This is a genomic window from Rhizobium sp. NFR12 (assembly GCF_900108545.1).
Classification (GTDB): Bacteria; Pseudomonadota; Alphaproteobacteria; order Rhizobiales; family Rhizobiaceae; genus Neorhizobium; species Neorhizobium soli.
In genome coordinates this window covers 320,744-343,177 of record NZ_FNWM01000004.1, presented here as the reverse complement: position 1 = coordinate 343,177, position 22,434 = coordinate 320,744, and the positions used below count along the sequence as shown (strand labels likewise).

Genomic DNA, 22,434 nt, shown 5'->3' with positions numbered 1-22,434 from the left:
GGCGCAGGGTTTCGAAATCTCGCGAGACGCCGATGTGGTGGAGCCGGCCGTCTGGCCGGGCAGGGGCAGGCATGACGAAGACTGATATTGCGACCAGGGTTTATAACCACACCTGGAAGCTCGACCCGATCATACGCAGTCTGATCGACACCGATTTTTACAAGCTGCTGATGTTGCAGATGATCTGGAAACTTTATCCGGACGTCAACGCGACTTTTTCGGTCATCAACCGGACGACGAGCGTCAAACTCGCCGAGGAAATCGACGAGGCTGCCTTGCGCGAGCAGCTCGACCATGCCCGCACTGTCGGTCTTTCCAAGAAGGAAATGATCTGGCTCACCGGTAACACCTTCTACGGCAAGAAGCAGATTTTCGAGCCGGAATTCCTGACCTGGCTGTCGACCTTTAAACTGCCGGAATACGAACTTTCCAAGCATAACGGCCAATACGAGCTGACCTTCCACGGCAAGTGGATGGAGACGACGATGTGGGAAATCCCCGCATTGGCGATCATCAACGAAATGCGGTCCCGCTCCGCCATGCGGACGCTCGGCTATTTCACCCTCGATGTGCTCTATGCCCGTGCGAAGGCCAAGATGTGGGAGAAGGTCGAGCGTCTGCGCACGCTTCCCGGTCTTCGTATCTCCGATTTCGGCACCCGCCGCCGCCACAGCTTCATGTGGCAGCGCTGGTGTGTCGAGGCCCTGAAGGAAGGCATCGGCGGTGCCTTTACCGGGACGAGCAACGTGCTCCTGGCAATGGATTCCGATCTCGAAGCCGTCGGCACCAACGCGCACGAACTTCCCATGGTGGCCGCAGCCTTGGCGGAGACCGACGAGGACCTGCGTCAGGCACCCTATCAGGTGCTGAAAGACTGGAACCGACTTTATCACGGCAACCTCTTGATCGTGCTTCCCGATGCGTTCGGCACGGCCGCCTTCCTGCGCGACGCTCCGGACTGGGTTGCCGACTGGACCGGTTTCCGTCCCGACAGCGCGCCGCCGATCGAAGGCGGCGAAAAGATCATCGCCTGGTGGAACAAGATGGGGCGTGATCCGAGAGAAAAGCTGCTGATCTTTTCGGACGGTCTGGATGTCGAAGCAATCGTCGATACCTATCGCCATTTCGAGGGACGGGCACGCATGAGCTTCGGCTGGGGGACAAACCTCACCAATGATTTTGCCGATTGTGCGCCACAGGAAATCGCCGGTCTCAAGCCGATCTCGGTCGTCTGCAAGGTGACCGAAGCGAATGGCCGCCCCGCCGTCAAGCTTTCCGACAATCCCCGCAAGGCTACCGGCGAACCGTCGGAAGTCGAGCGCTATCTCAAATTCTTCGGTCAGGAAGACCGGGTCGACCAAAAGGTCGTCGTCTAGTCATTTCCGCAATCAATAAGGCCCGACGAGGAAGCTCGCCGGGCCTTGTCGGTCTGGTGATGTCAGACCGAACTTACTGCTCGATCACCTGAACCACGGTGTTGGTTTCCGGATCAACGATGACGCGCTGGTTGTTGACGACCGTGTACGCGTATTTCGGATTGCTTGGCACAGGGGTCACGACGACGGTCTGCGGGATCCGCTTGCCGACGGCGATCGGCTGCTCGACCCGGTAGGCGGTGGTAGGCAGCGGCTGTTCCTGGACGTAGGTCACGACTTCGCGCGGTGGTGGGTCGATTGCTGTCCCGGCAACGGCGCCGATAACGCCACCAACTGCAGCGCCAACCGGGCCGCCAACGATCGCGCCGGTGACCGCGCCGCCTGCGGCGCCTGTAACAGTACCCTGCTGTGCAAAGGCTTGGCCGGTAAAGGCTGTCGCGAGGATGATGCAGGAAGCAAATGTCAGCTTCTTCATGGTGGTTCTCCTTTTTCTATACGCTCGGGCCTAACAACGGTAGAACTCGCAAACTCGTTCCGGAGCGGTTGTCACCTTTCGTAACCGGATGTAACGTTGTGCGGCGCTCTTGGCATCGGCGGATGTGGAGCAGGGCTTGCCTCTGCCGCGCTTCCGCCTATGTTTTCCTTCAACGCGCAGAGGAATTTGATGTGGAATACCGATTTCTGATTGTCGAAGACAGCTTGCTTGTCGCCATGGACATCGAGGATGCCGTCCATCGCAGCGGGCACGACGTCGTGGGCATTGCACCCGACATGACCGTCGCCTTGAACTACACCCGAGAGACCGACATCGCTTTCGTGGATGTCAGGCTGGCGGATGGGGAGACGGGTCCTGAAATCGCCAAGACGCTTGCCGAATTCGGCATCATCGTCATTATGATCACGGGCAATCCGGGTCTTGTCGCATCCGGAGTTTCAGGCGTTGTGGGCGTTATGGCGAAGCCCCTGACCGATCAGGCCTCCATGGATCTCATCCAGTTTGCGGTGGATCGCAAGAATGGCCGTCAGGGAACGCCGCCGGCAAGGCTGCGGCTGTTCCACTAATTGGTCTGTCCATAGCCGCATCAAGCGGTTATGACGTTACGCAAAGCAATTGCGGGACGATTGATGCGGTATTTCATCACTGGCACGGCGGGATTTATCGGCTTCCATCTGGCGCGGCGTCTGCTCCAGGATGGTCACGAGGTTCTCGGCTTCGATGGAATGACGCCCTATTACAGCCTCAAGCTCAAGGAAGCCCGCGTCGCCGGCCTCGTGCAGTTTCCCTCCTTCCGCCCCGTCGAGGCGATGCTGGAAGACCGGGAAACGCTGCAGGCGGCAACCCGCGAATTCAAACCTGACGTGATCGTCCATCTCGCAGCCCAGGCGGGCGTCCGCTATAGTCTCGAAAACCCCAAGGCCTATCTCGATAGCAATCTGATCGGCTCGTGGAACGTGCTCGAAGCGGCCCGCGAAGCCAATGTCGGCCACCTTCTGCTGGCCTCGACCTCCTCGGTCTACGGTGCCAATCCGGATATTCCCTTCCGCGAAACCGACAAGGCCGACGAGCCACTCACCTTCTATGCGGCCAGCAAGAAGGCAATGGAGGCGATGGCCCATAGCTACGCCCATCTCTACAAGATCCCGACCACGGCCTTCCGCTTTTTCACCGTCTACGGCCCCTGGGGCCGGCCGGACATGGCCCTGTTCAAATTCGTCAAGGCGATGATCGAGGATCAGGAAATCGAGATTTACGGCGAAGGCAAGATGAGCCGCGATTTCACCTATATCGACGACCTCGTCGATTCGATCGTGGATCTCGCGTCGATCATTCCGTCTGAAGACAACCGCGTCGCCGGTATCGACACGCTGTCGCATCAGGGTCCGTTCCGCATCGTCAATATCGGCGGTGGTCAGCCTGCCGGTCTGATGGATTTCGTCGAAACGATCGAGAAGATCATGGGCAAGCCGGCCAAGCGGAAAATGCTGCCGATGCAGCAGGGCGACGTCCCCCGCACTTTCGCAAGCCCCGACCTGCTGCTCGCACTGACCGGCCGCAAACCCGAGATCGGCCTCAACGAGGGCGTCGGCGCTTTCGTCGAATGGTATCTGGAACACCGCAGCCAGATCGACTAGCGCTCGGGATATTCAACGGGGAAGTCTGAAGATTGGGTTGGGAAGTGATGGCGGACAGAGCGGGATTCGAACCCGCGATACGCTCTCACGTATACACACTTTCCAGGCGTGCGCCTTCAACCACTCGGCCACCTGTCCTTAAAACCGACGCAAGCCTTGGGCGAAGCAGCGGTCGGCGCGATATATACCAATGAATTTGCAAGGATCAACCGGAATCTGGACGATTTGCGCCAGTTGCACAAATCTTATGTCATGCGTTGTCACGGATCAGGCTTGCCACTATTTTGCTTCCTGCAGCGATTGAGTGCCATCAGGGGAGCCTGCGATGAGGACGGTAAGGTTTCTGATGCGGGCTTTGAGCCTCGCGGCGCTCATCGCAGCCGTCGTCGCCGGCACGATGGACTCGGTCAATTCGGTTTCCTCCTCCTCGGTCGTCATGACAAGCCTCGGCAATGCCTGGCTGAACTTCGATCCCGAAGGCCTGACGATGGCGGAGATTTCCGCCAATTCCTATGTCGGCTCGGATATCTGGCGTCCCTATGTGGCCCCGGTTCTGGCGCAGCCGGCCTTTGCGATCTTTCTCGGGCTGGCACTGTTTTTCTGGATGGTCGGATACAGGAAACCCGCGCCGTTCGGGCGTTTTTCTGCTAGGTAGGGCAAGAGGCAGGCGAGGCGCGCCTCACTCGGGAGGTTGAAATGTTCTTGATCGATATGTTCAGCAAGAAAACTGTCATGCCATCGGTTGAAAAGGCCCTGCCCGGCAGAGAGACACCGGTCGCAACGTCGGACCATCATTTCGTCAACGGCCGCGCGCTGAAGGAACCCTATCCGGAAGGTCTGGATGTGGCGTATTTCGGCATGGGTTGCTTCTGGGGCGCCGAGCGGCTGTTCTGGCAAGTCCCGGGCGTTCATGTCACCTCGGTCGGCTTCGCGGGCGGCTTGACCCCGAACCCGACCTATCACGAGACAACAACCGGGCTGACCGGTCACGCGGAAATCGTGAAAGTCGTGTTCGATCCGGAGATCGTCTCCTACCGTCAGCTTCTGAAGCTGTTTTTCGAGGAGCACGATCCGACGCAAGGGATGCGGCAGGGCAATGATATCGGCACGACCTATCGGTCCGCGCTCTATACCACGTCGGCAGAGCAGGTGGTTGCGGCCGCCAAGGCGCTTGCCGCGTTTCAGGCTGCATTGACTGCTGCGGGGCGTGACGTCTCGATCACGACCGAGATCGCGCCGATTGGCAAGTACTACTACGCCGAGGAGTGCCATCAGCAGTATCTGGCGAAGAACCCCGGCGGCTATTGCGGCTTGCGCGGAACAGGGGTGAGCTGTCCTGTCGCCTAGCCGGGCTGGCTGCCTAAAATCATCCCAGGCCGCTATGGATTTGAGCGACGCCGGCGCGAATTTGGTGAAGCCTTGAGCAGGGTTGCGACCTGCCTGTGGTTTTTTACCAAACGAAAAAAATCTCGTGAAATTTTCCAACACCCATGCAAGAGTATTCGACAGCCAAGCCTTCGAAGAGGGGGGCAGGTGACCGTGAGCGATACCTTTGTGAGGCGCTGCGGGAGGACCTAACTTAAAAAAACAGGGCTGAATGATGAAAAAAACACTTTTGAGCCTCGTCGCCGTGGCCGCGCTGTCGTCGACAGCGATCGCCGCTGAAGTCAAGCCGGCGCTCGTCTATGGCACCGGCGGCAAGTTCGACAAATCGTTCAACGAAGCAGCCTATGCCGGCGCCGAGCAGTTCAAAAAGGAAACCGGCACCGACTATCGCGACTTCGAGCCGAAGGACGATACGCAGGGCGAGCAGGCTATCCGCAACTTCGCAAGCCGCGGATATAACCCGGTCGTCGCCGTTTCCTTCGCCTGGACATCGGCGATGGAGAAGGTTGCTGCGGAATTCCCGGACACCAAGTTCGTCATCGTCGATTCCGTCGTTGACCTGAAGAACGTGCGTTCCGTTCTCTATAAGGAAGAGGAAGGATCGTATCTCGTCGGCGTTCTCGCAGGCCTCGCCTCGAAGACCGGCAAGGTCGGCTTCATCGGCGGCATGGATATTCCGCTGATCCGCAAGTTCGGTTGCGGCTATGCCCAGGGCGTCAAGGCAGCAAAGCCTGATGCGCAGGTGTTCCAGAACATGACCGGCACGACCGGCGCGGCCTGGAACGACCCGGTTCGCGGTGGCGAGCTCACCAAGAACCAGATCGATCAGGGTGCCGACGTCGTTTACGCGGCAGCAGGTGCGACCGGTCTTGGCGTGCTTCAGACGGCGGCCGACAACAAGAAGTTCTCGATCGGCGTCGACAGCAACCAGAACCACCTTCATCCGGGTTCGGTCCTGACCTCGATGGTCAAGCGCGTCGATCTGGCTGTCTACAATGCCTACAAGGATCTGAAGGACGACAAGTTCACGGCCGGCATCCAGTCGCTCGGCGTCAAGGAAGACGGCGTTTCGGCTGCGATCGACGAAAGCAACAAGTCGCTGATCACCCCTGAAATGCAGGCAGCCGTCGACAAGGCTAAGGCTGACATCATTGCCGGCACAGTCAAGGTTCACGACTACATGTCGGACAACGCCTGCCCGATGTAAGCAGGTAACCATCAAAGGGCGCATGGCGATCGATGTCGTCATGCGCCCTTTTTGTATATCCAGTGGAAGGGCGGATCATTGAGCTTCGAACCTGCGAAAGAGCCGGCGATCGAACTTGTCGGGATCGACAAGAAGTTTGGCGCTGTGCACGCGAACAAGAACATCAACCTCACGGTTGCCAAAGGCTCGATCCACGGCATTATCGGAGAAAACGGTGCCGGCAAGTCGACGCTGATGTCGATCCTCTACGGATTCTATCAGGCTGATGAGGGCGAGATCCGCATTTCCGGCAAGCCGGTGACGATCCGCGACAGCCAGGCCGCGATCTCGTCGGGCATCGGCATGGTGCACCAGCACTTCATGCTGGTCGAAAATTTCACCGTGCTCGAAAATATCATGCTGGGTGCCGAGGGCGGCCAGCTGCTGCGCCGGGGCGTGGCCAGCGCCCGCAAGGAGTTGAAGCGTCTGGAGGACGATTACGGCCTCGACGTCGATCCCGATGCGGTCATCGAGGAATTGCCGGTCGGACGCCAGCAGCGCGTCGAAATCCTGAAGGCACTCTATCGCGGCGCTGAGATCCTTATTCTCGACGAGCCGACCGGCGTGTTGACGCCGCCCGAGGCTGACCACCTGTTCAAGGTCCTGCGCGTGCTGCGCGACCAGGGCAAGACGATCATTCTCATCACCCACAAGCTGCGCGAGATCATGGCGATCACTGATACGGTCTCCGTCATGCGCCGCGGCGAGATCGTCGCCACCCGCAAGACTGCTGAGACGACGGTGGAAGAACTCGCCGAACTGATGGTCGGTCGCCGGGTTCTGTTGCGTGTCGAAAAGGGCGAGGCCGATCCAGGCAGGGTTCTGTTGTCGGTCAAGAACCTCACCGTCAAGGACAGCCGCGGCGTGACCATGGTCGACGACGTGTCGTTCGAGGTCCGTGCCGGCGAAATCGTCGGCATTGCCGGTGTTGCCGGAAATGGCCAGTCGGAACTGCTGGAGGCTATCGCCGGCATCCGCAAGCCGTCATCAGGCGAAATCATCGTCAACGGCCAGTCGATTGCCGGTTCAGATCCCGCCATGTTGCGCGCGCTTGGCCTCGCGCACATTCCGGAAGACCGCCATCACATGGGCCTCGTCCTCAAATTCGAGGAATATGAGAACTCCATCCTCGGCTATCATCGCGACCGCCGCTATGGCGGGGCGATGCTCGACCTCGACGCGATCCGCAAGCAGGCCGAGGAACAGATCGTCAAATACGACATCCGCCCCCCGAATGCGCGGCTGAAGACCGCCAACTTCTCCGGCGGCAACCAGCAGAAGATCGTCGTTGCCCGCGAGATCGAACGCGATCCGGACGTGCTTATCATCGGCCAGCCCACCCGCGGCGTCGATATCGGCGCGATCGAATTCATCCACAAGCGCATCATCGATACGCGCGATGCCGGCAAGGCCGTGCTTCTGGTCTCGGTCGAACTCGACGAGATCCGCTCCCTGTCGGACCGTATCCTCGTCATGTTCGCCGGCAAGGTCGTCGGCGAAAAGTCGGGCGAAGCCGCTGAGCAGACACTGGGCCTGATGATGGCCGGGATCGCAGCATGATCAGGCCTGGAATGATATTTTTGGAGTTTACAATGCCTGGGCTTCTCCCTGCAAACGACTGGAAGGGAGAGGGCGCATGAGTACCGCATCCGTGCCCTTGCCTGGCTGGATCAATTACGGCGTCATCCCGCTGGTCAACCTCGCGCTCGCGTTCTTCTTTTCCGGCATCGTGGTGTGGGCGATCGGCGAAAACCCGTTCGAAGCGCTGCAGCTGCTTCTGGTCGGTGCACTCGGCCGCGGCGAAGGCATCGGCTTCACCCTGTTTTATACAACGAGCTTCATCTTCACCGGTCTTTCGGTCGCAGTCGCGATCCATTCCGGCCTGTTCAACATCGGCTCGGAAGGCCAAGCGTATCTAGGTGGTCTTGGTGCTGCGCTGGTGGCGCTCTCGCTCGATGCCTATGTTCCCTGGTATGTGACGATGCCGTTTGCGGTCATCGGGGCAGCACTCTTCGGTGCCGCCTGCGCCGCCATCCCTGCCTGGCTACAGGCCAAGCGCGGCAGCCACATCGTCATCACCACGATCATGTTCAATTTCATCGTCTCGTCGCTGATGAACTACGTGCTGGTCCACATGCTGATCGTGCCCGGCAAGATGGCGCCGGAAAGCCGCACCTTTCTGCCGGGCGGCCAGTTGCCGAAGCTTGATTGGCTGATCGCGATGTTCGGCGGCAAGCTCGGCGCTGCTCCGCTCAACTTCTCGTTCCTGATCGCACTCATCATGTGCTTCCTCGTCTGGGTCCTGATCTGGCGTACCAAGCTCGGCTATGAAATGCGCACGCTCGGCATCAGCCCCTCTGCCGCAAGCTATGCCGGTATCGGATATTCGAAGATCGTCATGATCACGATGCTGATTTCTGGCGGCCTTGCCGGCATGATGGCGCTGAACCCCGTCATGGGAGCATCCGCCCGTCTGCAGATCGAATTCGTCGGTGGCGCCGGCTTCGTCGGCATCGCGGTATCCCTGATGGGACGCAACCACCCGGCCGGCATCGTTCTTTCGGCACTGCTGTTCGGCATCCTATATCAAGGCGGTGCCGAGCTTTCGTTCGACATGCCCGCGATCACCCGCGACATGATCGTCGTCATCCAGGGCATGGTCATCCTGTTTGCCGGTGCGCTCGAATATATGCTTCGGCCGGCCATCGTGCGTGCCTACCAGCAATTTGCCCGATCGCCGGCAGGGGGGAGATAGGCGCATGGATTATTTCGAAGTTTTCATCAGCATTCTCGGTTCCGCGATCCGCCTGTCGATCCCGCTGCTGTTTACCGCACTCGCTGGCCTGTTTTCCGAGCGCGCCGGTATTTTCGACATCGGGCTTGAAGGCAAGATGCTGGTATCGGCATTCGCCTCGGCCTGCGTCGCCTATTACACCGGCAATGCCTGGGCCGGACTAGGTGCTGGCATCGTCACCGCCATCCTGTTCTCCATGCTGCACGGCTTTGCCTCGATCACCAACCGCGGCAACCAGATCGTGTCCGGCGTGGCGCTGAACTTCATCGCGGCGGGCCTCACCATCGTGCTTGGCCAGGCCTGGTTCAGCCAGGGCGGACGCACGGGACAGGTTCCTGCATCCGGCCGCTTCTCCAGCATCACCCTTCCCGGCGCAGACATGATGCGTGAGGTGCCGATCATCGGACCGCTTTATGCCAACGTGATCTCCGGCCACAATATCCTCACCTACATCGCCTTCCTAATGGTGCCGTTGTCGTGGTGGATCCTCTACCGCACGCGCTTCGGCCTTCGTCTTCGCGCGGTCGGCGAAAATCCCGGTGCGGTCGATACGGCGGGCATCTCGGTCAGCTGGCTTCGCTACAGGGCGTTGATCGTCACCGGCTTTCTCGCAGGCTTTGCCGGTACTTATCTGGCGATCGCGCAGTCGGCGGCCTTCATCAACAACATGTCGGCCGGCAAGGGTTACATCGCGCTTGCAGCACTCATCTTCGCCAAGTGGAAACCGGTGCCGGTCATGTTCGCATGCCTGCTGTTCGGCTTCCTCGATGCCTTCGCGAATTTCATGCAGGGCAAGTCGCTTCCGATGATCGGCGAGGTTCCGGTGCAGATTTTCCAGGCGCTGCCCTATATCCTCACCTGCGTGCTACTCGCCGGCTTTATCGGCATTGCCCGCCCGCCCAAGGCCGGCGGTGTCCCCTATACCAAGGAGCGCTAATCGCGATGTCCGAATTTTCGCCACACGACCTGTTCGAAGCTGCCCGCGATGCCATGTCGAAAGCGCATGCGCCCTATTCCAAGTTCCCGGTCGGTGCCGCCATCCTTGCCGATGACGGCAAGGTCTATCTCGGCGCCAATATCGAGAACCTGTCCTTCCCTCAAGGCTGGTGTGCCGAACCGACGGCAATCGGCGCCATGATCATGGGCGGCGGCAAGAAGGTGAGGGAGCTTGCAGTCATTGCCGAAAAGCTTCCGCTCTGCACGCCCTGCGGCGGCTGTCGCCAGAAGATCTCCGAATTCGCCTCCGCCGATACGCTTATCTATCTCTGCGATGACGCCGGCGTGCAGAAGACCGTGACTATGGCAGAACTTCTGCCCTACGCCTTTGAGACGGATCTTATCGGATGAGAGACGTCATCGATCTGCTCGTCGACCGGCTGGACGGCCTCATTCCGCGCCATGCGATCGTGCTGGGCTCCGGCCTTGGAACGCTTGTGGAGGAAGTGCGCGATCAGGTCCGCATTCCCTATACGATGCTGGAGGGCTTCCCCGTCAGCGGCGTCACAGGCCATGCCGGTGAACTGGTCGCCGGTTACCTCGGCGAAGAACCTGTGATCATGCTGTCCGGCCGTGCGCATTATTACGAGCACGGCGATGCCAAGGCGATGCGCTTCCCGATCGAGGTGATGCGCGGTCTCGGTGTCCAGACCATGATCCTCACCAATTCCGCAGGCTCGCTCCGGGAAGACATGCCGCCGGGTTCGGTCATGCAGATTTCCGATCACATCAACTATTCCGGCATAAACCCGTTGATCGGCGAACGCGGCGACCAGCGATTCGTCGGCATGACCTCGGCCTATGATTCCGGCCTGACGCTCGATATGCGCAATGCGTCGATACGAGCCGGAATTCCGCTGTTTTCCGGCGTTTACATGTGGTTCTCAGGCCCGAGCTTCGAAACGCCCGCGGAAATTCGCATGGCACGAACGCTCGGCGCCGATGCCGTTGGCATGTCCACCGTGCCGGAAGTCATCCTCGCCCGCTATTTCGGGATGAAAGTCGCAGCAGCCTCCGTGATCACGAATTTCGGTGCCGGCATGACGGGCGCCGAACTCAGCCACGATGAAACCAAGGATATGGCACCGGTCGGCGGTCAGCGACTGGCTGCGATCCTCAAGGAAATGCTGGCCTGATTTCCGTTTCAATCCACCCGGATATATGTCCGCCGGCGACCTCCCGGGTCCCGACGGCTTGCATATAATCCTTTCAACGATAAATATGTCCGCTCTTTAAGGGAGGCAGATCATGGAACTGCATAGTCCACGCGAAGCAGCATCCTTTGCGCTCTCGCTTCTTGACCTTACGAACCTGCGCGACGACTGCGACGATGCCGCGATCGAGACATTGTGCGCGCGGGCGCAGACCCCGTATGGGGCCGCGGCCGCAATCTGCATCTGGCCGCGTTTCGTCGCCCATGCGCGCGGGATCCTGGGGCACGGTCACAAGGTCCGTATTGCCACGGTGGTGAATTTTCCAGGCGGTGACCTGCCGGTCGCCTCCGTGGTCGAAGAGACCCGGAAGGCGGTGGAAGATGGCGCCGACGAGATCGATCTGGTCATTCCCTATCGCAAGCTGATGGCGGGGGATGAGCAGGCGGTGACCGACATGGTCGAGGCCGTTCGCGCAGCCTGCCCGCAGTCCTGCCTCAAGGTCATTCTCGAGACAGGAGAACTGAAGGACGCATCGCTCGTGGGCCGCGGCTCGGAACTCGCAATCGCTGCCGGTGCCGATTTCATCAAGACTTCTACAGGCAAGGTGTCCGTCAACGCCACACTGGAAGCGGCAGACAGCATGCTGCGGGCCATCCGCGCCTCCAAGAAGCGCATCGGCTTTAAGCCCGCCGGTGGCATCAGCACAGTCGCGGATGCGGATCTGTACCTCCGGCTTGCCGAATCGACCATGGGCCCGAACTGGCTCATGCCATCGACATTCCGCTTTGGCGCGTCCAGCCTTCTCGACGATATCCTGGGCGTGTTGAGCGGCGCACCCGCATCCCGCGCTTCCACCGGCTACTAGGCGCCATGATCCCGCAGGAGATCATCCGTCGCAAACGCGATGGCGAGGTTCTGTCCTCGAATGACATAGCCGCCTTCATCGCGGCGATGACGGATGAGACGATCTCCGAAGGGCAGGTTGCAGCCTTCGCCATGGCCGTCTTTTTCAAGGGCATGTCGCGGGACGAAACGATCGCGCTGACGCTGGCGATGCGCGATTCCGGTCGTGTGCTGCAATGGTCGGATGCCGGGCGACCGGTCGCCGACAAGCATTCGACCGGTGGCGTCGGCGACAATGTCTCGCTGATGCTTGCACCGCTTGCGGCCGCCTGCGGCCTCGCCGTTCCGATGATCTCCGGTCGCGGCCTTGGCCATACCGGCGGCACGCTCGACAAGCTTGAGGCCATACCCGGTTACGACGTGATGCCGGACGAAACGCGCCTGCGTGCCGTCGTCAGGGATATCGGTTGCGCCATCGTCGGCCAGACACAGGAACTGGCACCGGCCGATCGCAGGCTCTACGCGATCCGCGATGTCACGGCGACGGTCGAAGCCGTCTCTCTGATCACAGCCTCGATCCTCTCGAAAAAGCTCGCAGCCGGTCTCGAAACTCTGGTCCTCGACGTGAAAGTCGGCAGCGGTGCCTTCATGCGGTCAAAGGACGAGGCTGAGCTTCTGGCGCGCTCGCTGGTCGATGTCGCGAATGGCGCAGGTTTGAAGACTGTAGCTCTGGTGACGGATATGAACCAGCCGCTTGCCGATGCAGCCGGCAATGCGCTGGAGATCAGAAACTGTCTCGCGGTCCTCAAGGGAGAGAAAGCAGGGACTCGACTGGAAAGCGTCGTGATTGCCGAAACTGCGGAAATGCTGGTTCTGAGCAATCTCGTTGCGACGATCAAAGAGGCTGAAGAGGTTGCGCGACGGGCGCTGTCATCCGGTGCAGCCCTCGAACGCTTTGCTCGCATGACCCATGCGCTGGGCGGTCCGGCAGATTTCTGCGAGAGGCCGGATGTCTATCTTGCCGACGCACCGGTCATTCGCCCGGTTCTCGCCCCCGCCGATGGCTTCCTCGCCAGCTGCGAAACACGGGCACTCGGCATCGCAGTGGTGGAGCTTGGCGGCGGCAGGCGCCGTGCCGGAGACGCGATCGACCATCGTGTCGGACTCGATGCCATTCTCCCGCTTGGCACGAAGGTTTCCAGGGGGCAGCCGATCGCCATGGTCCATGCGGCAACGGAAGACGATGCAGCGCGCGCTGCGGCCGACGTCACCGCCTGCTATTCGGTGTCTGACGAAGCCCCTGTCATGCCGCCGGTCATCCTGGGCCGGGTCGAGTAATCGCTAAGGGATCAGCGTCAGGCTGCCATCTTCGACATGGAAGGATTTCAGTTTTTTCAGGAAGGTCATGCCGATCAGCGTGCCGGAAAGCGCTTCGTCGCGCAGCACGAAGGCATCGACCTGTCTGACCCGGACGTTGCCGATCTCGATGCGATCGAGGATGATGCGCGCGCCGTCTGTCTTGCCGTTCGCCGTATTCATCTGATACCGGAAATCGAGACTGTTGACCCCGAAGCCCAGCTTGCGGGCCGTGCTTTCGTTGATGGTGACTGCCGATGCGCCCGTGTCGACCAGCCCTTCCACCGTCTTGCCGTTGATCCGGAACTGGCCGCTGAAATGGCCTCTGCCATCGGCCGACAGCCGCACCCGGCCGGGGGACACGGAAGCGGGTTGGGCCTTCGCAGAGCTCGGCGTTTCCGCAGTGCCGCTCGCAGGCTCCGGCACGCGATCAACAAGCGTCATCACCGCCGGTATCTGCGTTGCAAGCAGAGCTGCGAGGCCAGCGAAAACAAGGGTTCGCAGAAGCATGGTCATCCTTTGCGAGTTCGCCTTGAAGGTAACAAAGGACAATGAAAAAATGGCCCGCGAAAAGCTCCGCGGGCCATTGGCATGAAATCTAGGTAAGCAAAGTCTGAACTGCGTTACTTCGTGCCGTACATCCGGTCACCAGCGTCGCCGAGGCCGGGCATGATATAGCCCTTTTCATTGAGGTGGCTGTCGATCGAAGCCGTATAGATCTTCACGTCGGGATGCGCGTCCTGGAAATTCTTGAGACCTTCCGGGGCTGCAAGAAGGCAGAGGAAACGGATGTTCTTTGCCCCACGCTCCTTGAGCTTTTCGATCGCGGCGATCGCCGAATTGCCCGTCGCGAGCATCGGATCAACGACGATCAGCAATCGCTCATCGAGATTTTCAGGCGCCTTGAAATAGTATTCCACTGGCTGCAGCGTGTCATGGTCTCGGTAGAGGCCGATATGCGAGACACGGGCCGATGGCACCAGCTCGAGCATTCCTTCCAGAAGGCCGTTGCCGGCGCGAAGGATGGAAACGAACACGAGCTTCTTGCCTTCGACGACAGGTGCCTGCATCTGCGTCAGCGGCGTCTCGATCGTCTCCATGGTGAGGTCGAGATCGCGCGTCACTTCATAGCAGAGAAGCATGGAAATCTCGCGCAACAGCCGCCGAAAGCCGGCCGTCGAGGTTTCCTTCTTGCGCATGATGGTCAGCTTGTGCTGCACCAGCGGATGATCGATGACAGTCACGCCGTCCATGGTTTTACCTCTCTGTTATCAGTGTCTTCATCCGGGAAAATGACCGCGCGCGCAAGTCGTCATTGTGCCGCGGTAGCGTCAAACCGGGCAAGCAGCGCGCCGCGGGTCGCCTCGTCCACAAAAGCCGCCTCGATCGCGACACGGGTCATGGCATCAATTTCGGCATCGCTAAAACCCATGACCTCCGCCGCAATGTCGTATTCCCGGGCAAGCGAAGTCTTGAAGAACGGCGGGTCATCGGAATTGATGCAGACCCGCACACCAGCAGCCTTCAGGGCTTTCAGGGGATGGCTCTCGAAATCCGGAAAGACCTGCAGCGCGATATTCGAACCGGCGCAGACTTCCAGCACGGTTCCGAGCTCGACCAGCCGCTCGACCAGAGCGGGATCTTCGATGGCGCGTACACCGTGGCCTATCCGCGATGGACGCACGAGATCGAGCGCGTCGGACACGCTGAATGCCCCGCAGACTTCGCCGGCATGGATCGTCAGGCCCAGCCCTGCGTCGCGGGCAATATCGAATGCGCGCGCATAATCCGCGACACGACCCATGCGTTCCTCACCGGCCATGTTGAAGCCTGTGATGAGCGGGTTGCAGCATCGGGCAGCGTATTCCGCGGCGGCAATCACGCTGTCAGGGCCGAAATGCCGCTCGCCGGTCACGATGATGCGTGTCTCGATCCCGGTCTTTTCCTTCGCGGCGTGAATACCATCGCAGATACCGGCGAGATAGGCGTCGGCACCGAGCCCGATGCGGTCGCCATGATCAGGCGATACGATGATCTCGCTGTAGATCGTGTTGCAGGCGGCAAGCTCGCAGAGATAGGTCTCCGTCAGCAGCGCATAGTCGGCTTCCGTTCGGAACAGCGAGGCGATGGCGTCGTAGCTCAGGATGAACTCGGAAAAATCCTTCCAGGTATAGGTGTCACCGGAGAGGAGAGGGGCGATGTCCACGCCGTATTTCTGGGCTTGCGTCCGTGCCAGATGCGGGGGCGTAGCACCTTCGATGTGGCAGTGGATCTCGGCCTTCACAAAGTTCTTCGTCACAGAAAACTCCATCCGTGTCTTCCGGCAGGAATGCCGAGATGGGCAGCGACTGTCTCACCGATGTCGGCGAAAGTCGGCCGAAGCCCGATCGAGCGGGAGCGAATGCCGGGACCGAACGCCATGATCGGCACCCGCTCGCGTGTGTGGTCGGTGCCGCGCCAGGTCGGATCGCAGCCGTGGTCGGCGGTGATGATCACCATATCGCCCGGCTGGAGGCGGCGATGCACTTCCGGAAGAGACCGGTCGAACTCTTCGAGCGCGGCCGCATAGCCCGCGACGTCGCGACGATGCCCGTAGAGCATGTCGAAATCAACGAAGTTGGTGAAGACGAGATCGCCTTGCTCGGCTTGCGCCATCGTGTCGAGCGTCGCATCCATCAGGGCGTGGTTGCCGTTTGCCTTGATCACGCGGCTGATGCCCTGGTGCGCGAAGATATCACCGATCTTGCCGACGGCGTGGACGGTTCGGCCCGCCGAAACCAGCCGGTCGAGCAATGTCGGCTCCGGCGGCAGCACTGAATAGTCGCGCCGGTTGCCGGTTCGCTCGAACGTCTCCGGCGTCTCGCCAGTGAATGGTCGGGCAATCACCCTTCCGATATTCAAGGGATCGAGCAGCGTCCGCACGGTCTCGCACAGCTTCAACAACCGCTCCAGCCCGAAATGGGTCTCGTGAGCGGCGATCTGGAAGACGCTGTCGCTGGACGTATAGCAGATCGGCTTGCCCGTCCGGACATGCTCTTCTCCGAGTTTTGCAATGATGTCTGTGCCCGAAGCATGGCAGTTGCCGAGAATGCCCGGGATATCGGCTTCGCGGCAGATCGCCTCGACGAGTTCGGGCGAAAACGCATCGCCTTCGGTCGGGAAGTAACCCCAGTCGAAGGTGACCGGCGTGCCGGCAATTTCCCAATGTCCCGACGGCGTGTCCTTGCCGAGCGACAGTTCGTTTGCTGCGCCGTGAAGGCCGAAGACGCGTTCGGGCCGCTGCATGCCGATCGGGTAGTCGCCGCTGGCAAGCTTTGCGATTTCGAGCAGGCCGAGCGAGGACATGTTCGGAAGGCTGAGCGGTCCCTGCCTCAGACCGGCGCGGTCCGCGGCACCGGCGGCACAGAATTCGGCAATATGGCCGAACGTGTTGGAGCCAAGGTCATTATACGCCTGCGCATCCTGGCCGCCGCCGACGCCGAAGGAATCGAGAACGAAGAGGAAGGCCCGTGCCATCTGTCACCCGGAAATTGAAATCGCCTGTGCGGACAAGTGACACAAATCACCTGCCCGGATGGCGATACATATAGTCGCGCGATCATGTTGGCAAAGGGGAAGCAGAGGACCGCGTCAGCAGCCGTTACAGTCGATACTGGTTCCGACGCGTTGACGGTAGTAGTACTGGCGGCTGAGCGTGATCGTCTGGAGCTGAGGTGGAAGCAGTCCCGGCATGATCATCAGCAACTTGTGCGTAACCGATAGCTCTGTACGCACCAGAAACGTGCTGGCTGTGCGCATGTCGCTCGGAACGTTGACGGTGCTGCCCACCGCGTACGGCTTGCCGTTAGACTGATCCCACGACCAGGCAACGGTCGGATTGCTGTTTGCGTCCAGCTGCACTCCGGTGATCTTCAGGCTCAGGTTCTGCGGCGCGTAGGGCGCAAAGATGCTGCCCGTCACATCCTTCATTGTGGCAAGCCACGTCGGGGTCACGCTCGCCTGCTGGGTCGTAATGTCGGCAATCGTGCTTGCGGAACTCGCGGTTCGCTTGGAGACACTGAGCGCAATCGTCAGCTCGAATGCCGTGATGTAGAGAAAGATCAGAAGCGGCACGATCAACGCGAACTCGACGGCGCCCGCGCCCTTCGTGTCAAGGATCAATGCCCTGAAGCGGCAGAGCCATCCGGTCTGTGCAGCCCGCCTGGTTGTTGGGGTCGCCATCACGGATAGTCCTCGTTCTGGAATGCAGCCGTTTCGACGATCAGGAAGTAGTTGGGCCGTGTCCCGTTGGTTGGCCGGACATTGGTTATGTAGGGCCGCACCAGATCGGTGATGACCTCCCATTTGTAATAGGCCCTCAGCATATTGACGGTCTTTGGCCCGCCGGGCGAATAATTGTTGATGGAGGCCGTATCCAGTTCGCCGAAAGCGGTGTTTGCGGGCGTCCGGGGTACCGTCTTCGGGATCGCTGAGAAGGTCGTAAAGGTGCGAACGTCGAGCCAGAGCTTGTTCGGGGTCGCGATTTCCGATGCATCGCATTTGATCAGGATCGCAATCTCGCCGCAGAACGCGGTCCGGAATTTCGTCCGGTCCATATCGGTGCCGGGACGGCCGAGAGCGTAGGTGATGTTGCCTGTTCTGATCTTGCGGGCCATCGTGTCGACGGCATTGGCAACCAGTTGCTCGCCGGCGAAGGCAACAAAGGTTTCGATGATGGCAAAGACGATCACGAAATAGGGGATGGCCAGGAGCGCAAACTCGATCGCCGCGGCACCATCCGTGGACCGGCTGAACCGGCGCCATGGACGCCGAGAGTGCGTCGCCGGCACGCGCGACGCGCCAGCGCCGTCAGTGTGCCTATCGTTCTGATGCATTGCCGCCCCCGGTCCATTCGAGCCGCAATACTAGGAGGGGAATATTGATATTCCGTTGCCGAATGGGATTAGAGTTTAGGCACCTGTGTCCACGTAGAGCAGGTCGGGCGACGCAGCTGGGCAATTTCTGTCTGGCGTCGTGTCAGATCAAGGCCGTCAGGGCGTTGCACCAGCCGTATTCTTGAATTCCACATGCTGCTCGCAGTTGGGCGTGCAGGAGAGAACGGAGCGCTCGGTCTGACGGTACACGCGAACCGTATTGCCTTCGTCAATGGAGACGAGAATACGTTCGTCGGCAATTGCATTGCCGTCCTCATCGAGCAGGACGAGATTGGTCGTTCCAAACGCACGGCCCGTCAGGACGATGGTTGTCGGGTCGGCCACGGTCGCGTCGGCGACTTCCGCGTTGCCAACAATCACCTTTGCCACTGGCCTATCCAGTTTCAGCACCCGCGCGTGGTTCATGAACACGCGCACAAGGCCGTCTTCCTGCGCCAATGCCGGGCCGCTGAGGCTTGTGGCAATGCCGCAAAGGCATGCGAAGGCAACGAGCATTTTGCGCACAACCATCGTGGTGGCCTTTGAATCGATGAACAGTCGTGTCTCAAAGATGGCGTGGAATGGTGAATGAAGCCTTAAGTAAACATCTTGAGGCTGAGCTTTCCGAAACGTTAACCAATGATGACAGGAGCAAGAGCGGCATTTCCGTGCAAAAATGCGGCTGCAAATATCCCTCATCCGCATGTTTATGATATTTTATTAGGTAAATATAATGTTCGGGGACGCAGTTTTCGATTTGAATGATGCTGTTGGTGGGTTGTTTACCCAATGTGCCGTATCAGGGGAGTTAACACTTCGGAAAGGTTCTTCGTTAAGTCGATAGCAATCGTCTAGGGTTAGTTTGGGTTATCCGAACAGCGGAAAACAGTTGTCGGTAAGTGCTGAACCGTAGGTGGGAATAGGAGATTCCATGTCCAAGATTTTTGCTCGTTTTATGAAGGATGAGTCTGGTGCGACCGCCATCGAGTATGGCCTCATCGCAGCTCTCATTTCCGTGGCCCTGATCGCCGGTGCGACCACGCTCGGCGGCGCTCTGAACAACCAGTTCAAGAACCTCGCTACCAAGCTGAACCAGCAGTAAGTTCTTAAGAACCGTGATGTCTATGTGTAGACCGCCCCACCAGGGGCGGTTTTACAGCTTTAGGCCTTGATACATAAGATCGAGGGACGCGGCGCAAAAAGGATGCTTGAAATGGTTGTCATTGTAACCTTGATCGTTCCATTCTGTCTTGCGCTCGCTGCCATCAGCGATCTTTTCACCATGAAGATCCCGAACAAGCTGTCTGCCGCTATCCTCGTTTCGTTTCTCGTCTTCGCACCGCTGGTCGGTCTCGGATGGGCGGACTATGGGATGAGTATTGCCGCAGCTTCCGCCGTGTTTGCTGTGTGCTTCATGCTGTTTGTGATGAACGTGATGGGTGGCGGCGATGCCAAGCTTCTGACGGCAACGGCAATCTGGTTCGGCTTTACGCCCGCCCTGATTTCGTTTCTGGTCACCGTCGCCTTCGTCGGCGGATTTATTACACTCATCTTCCTGCTGTTGAGAGCAAACGCCAATACAGCAATGGCAATGGGGATCCGCCTGCCGGCTTCGCTGGTGACAGAAAGCAAGATTCCCTATGGTATCGCGATCGCGATCGGCGGATACTTGACCTTCCAGCAGTCGCCCGTCGTCAATCTTGTGCTTCTGGCCGCAAGCTAATCGACGCGCACGGCAGGGTAACATTGCGTTAACCCAAATCGTAAGCTTCCTATTAACCATAATTACACCATTCCGGCGCATGCTCTCGAGGATTGATTTGTATTCCTCCGAGGAAGCTCATGAAGCCCGCTCGTCTTATGATTCTCGCAGTCGCAGTTGTAGCGGCAGGTCTTGCCGGCCTGCTGGCGATGCGCCTTACTGGTCAGAAGGGCCCGGACCTCGTCGAGACGGTCATCCAGCGGGAGCCGACGACGAAAGTTCTCGTTTCGGCTGAGAACATTCCCGTCGGCAGCCGGCTCAATGACAAGTCGGTCCAGTGGGTAGAGTGGCCGAACGGCAGCGTCGTCGAAGGCTTTATCACGAGCGACGCCCGGCCGGATGCCATCGCCGATGTCGCCGGCTCCGTCGTGCGCCTGCCGATCTTCAAGGGCGAGCCGATCCGCGCCGAGAAGATTGCAGACTCCTCCAGCCGCATCATGTCCTCGCTGCTTCCGTCCGGAAAGCGCGCTGTCGCGACCGAAATTTCCGTCGCCACCGGGGCTGGCGGCTTCGTGCTCCCCAATGACCGCGTCGACGTGATCATGGTGCGCGAGAACAAGGACAGCGGCAATTTCATCACCGAAAACGTCCTCAACAACGTCCGGGTGCTCGCGATCGACCAGCAGATCCAGGAGGCGCCGGATGGCAGCAAGTCGGTGGTCGGAACGACCGCCACGCTGGAACTGACCCCCGATCAGGCAAAGATCATCACGGTGGCGCAGCAGATGGCAGAGCGCCTGACGCTTGCTCTCCGTTCGGTCGCGGATGCCCAGGAAGCCGATACGGTTGCAGCAGATTATCTGCTGCATGGCGGCGGCAAGGCAGAGGTCCAGGTCATCAAATCAGGGGCGATCGTCAAAAGTTCTGCCTCACAGCAGACGAAGTGAACGGGGCGGGCACATGAGCAAGCTAAGAGCCAGAATTCGTAGGTCCTCGGTCGCCGGGATAGCCCTCTGCCTGTCGGTATCGGGCTTTCCAGGCGGATACGCGCCGGTCGGTCTGTCGGTCCGCGATGCGGTCGCCGCCTCCGATGCCAACCTTATCCGCATCACCGAAGGCGGCCCGGGCGTGAAACGCCGTGTCCAACTCGGTTTGAACAAGGCGCTGGTTGTCGATCTCCCGGCCGATGCGCACGACATCCTGGTCGCAGATCCTTCGCTTGCCGATGCGGTCACGCGAACCTCGCGCCGCATCTACCTGTTCGGGAAGACCGTCGGGCAGACGAATATCTTCGTGTTCGGCCCGAACGGTGAGGAAATTGTCAGCCTCGACGTCGAGATCGAACGCGACATCTCTGGTCTGCAGCAGAACCTTCGCCGGTTCCTGCCGGAATCCGACATCAAGGTCGAGATCATCTCCGACAACATCGTGCTGTCGGGCACGGTGCGCACGCCGCAGGATTCGTCGCAGGCGGAAAAGCTCGCGCGCGCCTTCCTCAAGGGCGGTGAAGCAACCACCCGCAACATCACCGCACAGGGCAATAACGGTGATGCGGATATCTTCGCCGAAAATCGCCAGCAGTCGCAGATCGTCAACCTTTTGACTATCGAGGGCGAAGATCAGGTCACGCTCAAGGTCACCGTCGCCGAAGTCAGCCGTCAGGTCCTGAAACAGCTCGGTTTCAACGGCTCGATCAGCGGCAACAAGGGTAGCTTTTCCTTCTTCAATCCTGCGAATCTGGGGAATGCTGTCAGTCTGGGAAGCCAGGGGGCATTGTCTGGCTCCGTTGGTGCAGCCACTCTCGCCACAACCATGAATGCCATGGAACAGGCCGGCGTCATGCGCACGCTTGCCGAACCAAGCCTGACGGCGATTTCGGGTCAGCAGGCTAAATTCTATGTTGGCGGCGAGTATCGACTGCCAGCGGAGCAGGAAGTCAACGTTGACGACGAAACCCGCAAGACGACGGTCAACCGATCCATCACCACCGTGGACTATGGCATCGAGCTGAATTTCAAGCCGATCGTTCTGTCGCCTGGCCGTATCAGTTTGAATATCGAAACCAATGTTTCGGAGCCGACCTATGAGGGTTCCGTAACGACGGGCAACGGCACAAGCCTGAGCGTTCCGGGCAACACATACATGTCGATCCGCAAGCGCGAAGCCTCAACCACGGTCGAGCTTCCCTCCGGTGGTTCGATCGTCATCGCCGGCCTCGTGCAGGACAATGTCCGCCAGGCGATGTCTGGACTGCCGGGCATCTCCAAGGTTCCGGTCTTCGGTACGCTGTTCCGCAGCAAGGACTTCATCCGCAACGAGACCGAACTCGTCATCATCGCGACGCCCTATCTCGTAAGGCCTGTGGCCCGCAACGAGATCGCCCGCCCGGATGACAACTTCAATCCTGAGAACGACGCGGCTTCCTTCTTCCTGAACCGCGTCAACAAGATCTACGGCCGCAATGAGCCGGCCAAAAGCGGTGGCAGCCAGTATCATGGCTCCGTCGGCTTCATCTACAAGTAAGCGGGGATCGAT

The 22,434-nt window shown here is 59.8% G+C and carries 25 protein-coding genes and 1 tRNA gene; 17 read left to right on the top strand and 9 right to left on the bottom strand.

Going from position 1 to position 22,434, the window contains the following annotated elements; translation table 11 throughout:
• Positions 1-71 precede the first annotated feature (71 nt).
• Positions 72-1,376 (top strand): nicotinate phosphoribosyltransferase, encoded by a 1,305-nt coding sequence (gene pncB / locus BLW69_RS18060; protein ID WP_062578663.1) that lies wholly within the window; start codon positions 72-74, stop codon positions 1,374-1,376.
• A gap of 73 nt (positions 1,377-1,449) precedes the next feature.
• Here pncB and BLW69_RS18055 read toward each other — a convergent pair whose 3' ends face one another.
• Positions 1,450-1,851: a DUF1236 domain-containing protein gene (locus BLW69_RS18055; RefSeq protein WP_062454142.1), complete on the bottom strand. Its 402-nt coding sequence runs from the start codon at positions 1,849-1,851 to the stop codon at positions 1,450-1,452.
• 191 nt (positions 1,852-2,042) lie between these two features.
• Here BLW69_RS18055 and BLW69_RS18050 point away from each other — a divergent pair, with 191 nt between their 5' ends.
• Both BLW69_RS18050 and BLW69_RS18045 read left to right on the top strand, forming a co-directional pair.
• Positions 2,043-2,438: a response regulator gene (locus BLW69_RS18050; RefSeq protein ID WP_062454141.1), complete on the top strand. Its 396-nt coding sequence runs from the start codon at positions 2,043-2,045 to the stop codon at positions 2,436-2,438.
• Positions 2,439-2,501: 63 nt separating this feature from the next.
• Positions 2,502-3,509 (top strand): NAD-dependent epimerase/dehydratase family protein, encoded by a 1,008-nt coding sequence (locus BLW69_RS18045; RefSeq protein WP_062454140.1) that lies wholly within the window; start codon positions 2,502-2,504, stop codon positions 3,507-3,509.
• A gap of 48 nt (positions 3,510-3,557) precedes the next feature.
• On the opposite strand, the gene BLW69_RS18040 is transcribed toward BLW69_RS18045, so the two are convergent.
• Positions 3,558-3,647, bottom strand: a tRNA-Ser gene (locus BLW69_RS18040).
• A gap of 187 nt (positions 3,648-3,834) precedes the next feature.
• Here BLW69_RS18040 and BLW69_RS18035 point away from each other — a divergent pair.
• The 10 genes from BLW69_RS18035 (at position 3,835) to deoA (ending at position 13,266) form a co-directional block, all read left to right on the top strand.
• The gene (locus BLW69_RS18035) at positions 3,835-4,164 is read left to right on the top strand and encodes a hypothetical protein (RefSeq protein WP_062578669.1); all 330 of its coding nucleotides are present in this window, start codon (positions 3,835-3,837) and stop codon (positions 4,162-4,164) included.
• A 41-nt stretch (positions 4,165-4,205) separates the two neighbouring features.
• The gene (msrA, locus tag BLW69_RS18030) at positions 4,206-4,856 is read left to right on the top strand and encodes a peptide-methionine (S)-S-oxide reductase MsrA (protein ID WP_092663911.1); all 651 of its coding nucleotides are present in this window, start codon (positions 4,206-4,208) and stop codon (positions 4,854-4,856) included.
• 253 nt (positions 4,857-5,109) lie between these two features.
• The gene (locus BLW69_RS18025) at positions 5,110-6,102 is read left to right on the top strand and encodes a BMP family lipoprotein (protein WP_092664135.1); all 993 of its coding nucleotides are present in this window, start codon (positions 5,110-5,112) and stop codon (positions 6,100-6,102) included.
• Between the two features lie 78 nt (positions 6,103-6,180).
• Positions 6,181-7,701, top strand: a complete 1,521-nt coding sequence (locus BLW69_RS18020; RefSeq protein ID WP_092663909.1) for an ABC transporter ATP-binding protein — start codon at positions 6,181-6,183, stop codon at positions 7,699-7,701.
• Positions 7,702-7,777: 76 nt separating this feature from the next.
• On the top strand, positions 7,778-8,896 hold the full coding sequence (locus tag BLW69_RS18015; protein WP_092663907.1) for an ABC transporter permease: 1,119 nt from the start codon (positions 7,778-7,780) through the stop codon (positions 8,894-8,896).
• Positions 8,897-8,900: 4 nt separating this feature from the next.
• On the top strand, positions 8,901-9,872 hold the full coding sequence (locus BLW69_RS18010) for an ABC transporter permease (RefSeq protein WP_092663905.1): 972 nt from the start codon (positions 8,901-8,903) through the stop codon (positions 9,870-9,872).
• Positions 9,873-9,877: 5 nt separating this feature from the next.
• Positions 9,878-10,282: a cytidine deaminase gene (locus BLW69_RS18005; protein WP_092663903.1), complete on the top strand. Its 405-nt coding sequence runs from the start codon at positions 9,878-9,880 to the stop codon at positions 10,280-10,282.
• A complete protein-coding gene (locus BLW69_RS18000; protein ID WP_092663901.1) occupies positions 10,279-11,067 on the top strand; it encodes a purine-nucleoside phosphorylase in 789 nt (262 codons plus the stop codon). The genes BLW69_RS18005 and BLW69_RS18000 overlap by 4 nt, the downstream gene beginning before the upstream one ends.
• Before the next feature lie 112 nt (positions 11,068-11,179).
• Entirely contained in the window at positions 11,180-11,950 is a 771-nt protein-coding gene (deoC, locus tag BLW69_RS17995; protein ID WP_062454132.1) for a deoxyribose-phosphate aldolase, read from the top strand.
• 5 nt (positions 11,951-11,955) lie between these two features.
• Positions 11,956-13,266 (top strand): thymidine phosphorylase, encoded by a 1,311-nt coding sequence (deoA, locus tag BLW69_RS17990; protein ID WP_092663899.1) that lies wholly within the window; start codon positions 11,956-11,958, stop codon positions 13,264-13,266.
• Positions 13,267-13,269: 3 nt separating this feature from the next.
• On the opposite strand, the gene BLW69_RS17985 is transcribed toward deoA, so the two are convergent.
• The 7 genes from BLW69_RS17985 to BLW69_RS17955 all read right to left on the bottom strand — a co-directional run bounded on the left by BLW69_RS17985 (position 13,270) and on the right by BLW69_RS17955 (position 18,713).
• A complete protein-coding gene (locus tag BLW69_RS17985; protein WP_092663897.1) occupies positions 13,270-13,794 on the bottom strand; it encodes a TIGR02281 family clan AA aspartic protease in 525 nt (174 codons plus the stop codon).
• Between the two features lie 113 nt (positions 13,795-13,907).
• Entirely contained in the window at positions 13,908-14,537 is a 630-nt protein-coding gene (gene upp, locus BLW69_RS17980) for a uracil phosphoribosyltransferase (protein ID WP_062454129.1), read from the bottom strand.
• Between the two features lie 59 nt (positions 14,538-14,596).
• Positions 14,597-15,583 carry an adenosine deaminase gene (locus tag BLW69_RS17975; RefSeq protein WP_092664133.1) on the bottom strand — a complete coding sequence of 329 codons (987 nt, stop codon included), beginning with the start codon at positions 15,581-15,583 and terminating at the stop codon, positions 14,597-14,599.
• Positions 15,580-16,800 (bottom strand): phosphopentomutase, encoded by a 1,221-nt coding sequence (locus BLW69_RS17970; protein ID WP_062454128.1) that lies wholly within the window; start codon positions 16,798-16,800, stop codon positions 15,580-15,582. The genes BLW69_RS17975 and BLW69_RS17970 overlap by 4 nt, the downstream gene beginning before the upstream one ends.
• Positions 16,801-16,914: 114 nt before the next feature.
• A complete protein-coding gene (locus BLW69_RS17965; RefSeq protein WP_092663895.1) occupies positions 16,915-17,505 on the bottom strand; it encodes a TadE/TadG family type IV pilus assembly protein in 591 nt (196 codons plus the stop codon).
• Positions 17,505-18,158, bottom strand: a complete 654-nt coding sequence (locus BLW69_RS17960) for a TadE/TadG family type IV pilus assembly protein (protein ID WP_092663893.1) — start codon at positions 18,156-18,158, stop codon at positions 17,505-17,507. The genes BLW69_RS17965 and BLW69_RS17960 overlap by 1 nt, the downstream gene beginning before the upstream one ends.
• A gap of 156 nt (positions 18,159-18,314) precedes the next feature.
• Positions 18,315-18,713 carry a pilus assembly protein N-terminal domain-containing protein gene (locus tag BLW69_RS17955; RefSeq protein WP_092664131.1) on the bottom strand — a complete coding sequence of 133 codons (399 nt, stop codon included), beginning with the start codon at positions 18,711-18,713 and terminating at the stop codon, positions 18,315-18,317.
• 415 nt (positions 18,714-19,128) lie between these two features.
• Here BLW69_RS17955 and BLW69_RS17950 point away from each other — a divergent pair, with 415 nt between their 5' ends.
• The 4 genes from BLW69_RS17950 to BLW69_RS17935 all read left to right on the top strand — a co-directional run bounded on the left by BLW69_RS17950 (position 19,129) and on the right by BLW69_RS17935 (position 22,422).
• Entirely contained in the window at positions 19,129-19,299 is a 171-nt protein-coding gene (locus BLW69_RS17950; protein ID WP_062454124.1) for a Flp family type IVb pilin, read from the top strand.
• A gap of 102 nt (positions 19,300-19,401) precedes the next feature.
• Positions 19,402-19,920, top strand: coding sequence for an A24 family peptidase (locus BLW69_RS17945; RefSeq protein WP_092663891.1), 519 nt, complete (start codon positions 19,402-19,404; stop codon positions 19,918-19,920).
• A 119-nt stretch (positions 19,921-20,039) separates the two neighbouring features.
• The gene (cpaB, locus tag BLW69_RS17940) at positions 20,040-20,846 is read left to right on the top strand and encodes a Flp pilus assembly protein CpaB (protein ID WP_062454122.1); all 807 of its coding nucleotides are present in this window, start codon (positions 20,040-20,042) and stop codon (positions 20,844-20,846) included.
• Positions 20,847-20,859: 13 nt separating this feature from the next.
• On the top strand, positions 20,860-22,422 hold the full coding sequence (locus BLW69_RS17935) for a type II and III secretion system protein family protein (RefSeq protein WP_062454121.1): 1,563 nt from the start codon (positions 20,860-20,862) through the stop codon (positions 22,420-22,422).
• Positions 22,423-22,434: the final 12 nt, after the last annotated feature.